At 67.7% G+C, this 1,758-nt stretch carries 2 protein-coding genes and 2 pseudogenes; 2 read left to right on the top strand and 2 right to left on the bottom strand.

From position 1 onward, the window contains the following. Positions 1–476: pseudogene (locus tag ACFWF3_RS34675) on the top strand (MFS transporter); the annotation flags it as partial. A gap of 82 nt (positions 477–558) precedes the next feature. Further along, entirely contained in the window at positions 559–840 is a 282-nt protein-coding gene (locus ACFWF3_RS34670; protein WP_378990155.1) for a hypothetical protein, read from the top strand. Positions 841–929: 89 nt separating this feature from the next. On the opposite strand, the gene ACFWF3_RS34665 is transcribed toward ACFWF3_RS34670, so the two are convergent. Together ACFWF3_RS34665 and ACFWF3_RS34660 are read right to left on the bottom strand one after the other, a co-directional pair. After that, positions 930–1,382 (bottom strand): MarR family winged helix-turn-helix transcriptional regulator, encoded by a 453-nt coding sequence (locus ACFWF3_RS34665; protein ID WP_379318283.1) that lies wholly within the window; start codon positions 1,380–1,382, stop codon positions 930–932. Positions 1,383–1,468: 86 nt separating this feature from the next. Then, positions 1,469–1,758: pseudogene (locus ACFWF3_RS34660) on the bottom strand (enoyl-CoA hydratase); the annotation flags it as partial.

Raw genomic sequence — 1,758 nt, 5'->3', positions numbered from 1 at the left:
CTTCCTATGGGGACCTCCTCGGCCCGTTGCTGCTGATGAGCGCGGGGATCGGTTTGTCCACCGCGCCGGCGACAGCGGCGATCGTCGACGGCACCCCCGTGCAGAAGCACGGTGTAGCCGCGGCGGTCAACGATGCCGCCCGTGAAATCGGTGCCGCCATCGGCATCGCGATCGCGGGCAGCGTGCTCGCGGCGGGTTACGGCGAGCGCATCGCCCCCGCCCTGCCCAGCCTCCCCGAGGCCGCGCGTGAACCGGTCGGTGACTCGCTCGCGGCCGCGCTCGAGGTGGTGGAGCGCGTGGGCCCGCCCGCGCAGCAGCTCGGCGATTTCGCGAAGTCCGCGTTCATCCACGGCATGCAGGAGTCCGCGACCGTGCTGGGATTCCTGACCATCGGGGCGGCCGTACTCATCGCCGTGTGGGCGCCGGGCAGACGCCGCACCGACAAGACCGCCGAAACCGTGGCCTCGCGCGGATAGGTCACGGCGAGAACGATCTCCGCGTTCGGTCGTGGTGGTACGAAAGGTGCCGGGCGCCCGGTGGGTGTAGGACGATGAGGGCGTGAATGCTCCTGCGCCCGGGCCTGTTTTCGATGTCATCGCCGTGTTGAACGGTGCGGTGGACCTGCGGTCCTATCCGCGTCGCAACCTGGTGCTGAGCTCACCGCAGACCGGCGGCTTTGTGTTCGGTTCGGCCGCGTATCAGCGCGCGATCTTCGAACCTGTCGTGCACCTGCTCAACGGTGTCGAGATGCTCGAATCGCAGGGGTGGCAACTGGTCAGCGTGGTCGAGCGCAACATCGACAACGTCTACTACACGCTCGCCTTCATGCGCCGGATCTGAGGCGGATCCAGCCACGACGGTCGCCTGACATCGCTGTGGCCGGTGAGCTCGAGGCGAGCCGACCGGTCCATCACGCCCTGGCGAGACGATCATTCAGGGAGGGGTTCCGCCTCGCCGATGTGGCTCATGATCACCACGGCCTGCCTCAGCAGGGTGGCCTGCTCGTCGGAGAGCTTGCTCAACTGCCCGGCGAGCCAGGCATCACGAGCCGAGACTTTGTCGGTCAGCAGTGACCGGCCCGATCGCGAGGCCGCGACGACGACCTGCCTGCCGTCGGACGGGTGGGGTCTGCGCTCGATCAGTCCCAGCGCGGCCAACGCGTTGATCGTGCGCGTCATCGATGGCGGCCGCACTCCTTCTTTGACGGCGAGCGCGCCCGAGGACATGGCGCCGTCGCGGACGAGGGTGGTGAGCGCTGAGCGTTGGACCAACGAGATCGGCTGGTCGGTGTGATGCAGGCGCAGGAGGCGATCGAGTCTCACAGTCAGTAAGGACAGCGCCCCGGCCACAGCCGCGGTATTCGAGTTCGGTGACACAATCATGAACTTTACGAACAAAAATGCCCGCTGTCCCGGCCGGGGACAGTCCTCAGCCGGGCGGGACAGCCTGCCGAAGCAGCTGCGCCAGTTCAGGACAGCCAATCGTCGAGGTGGGGGAGCTCGGTGGCCACAGTGCCGGTGAAGCGAGGTGGGCGCTTCTGGAGGAAGGACATGATGCCTTCGCGGAGGTCGGCACTGGAGAAAGCGTAGGAGATGAGGCGGGCGTCGAGTGCGAAGACGTCGTCGGGGGTCTTGTCGCCGGACATGGCGACCAGCCCCCGGCGGATGGCTGCTACGGAGACAGGGGCGACCTGGGTTGTCAGTTCGGCGGCAAGGGCCCGAGCGGCGGGCAGGAGGTCTTCGGGGGCGTGCAGGCTGG

The sequence above is a fragment of the Nocardia sp. NPDC060220 genome (assembly GCF_042727815.1).
Lineage (GTDB): Bacteria > Actinomycetota > Actinomycetes > Mycobacteriales > Mycobacteriaceae > Nocardia.
This window is presented reverse-complemented; position numbering and strand designations above follow the sequence as displayed.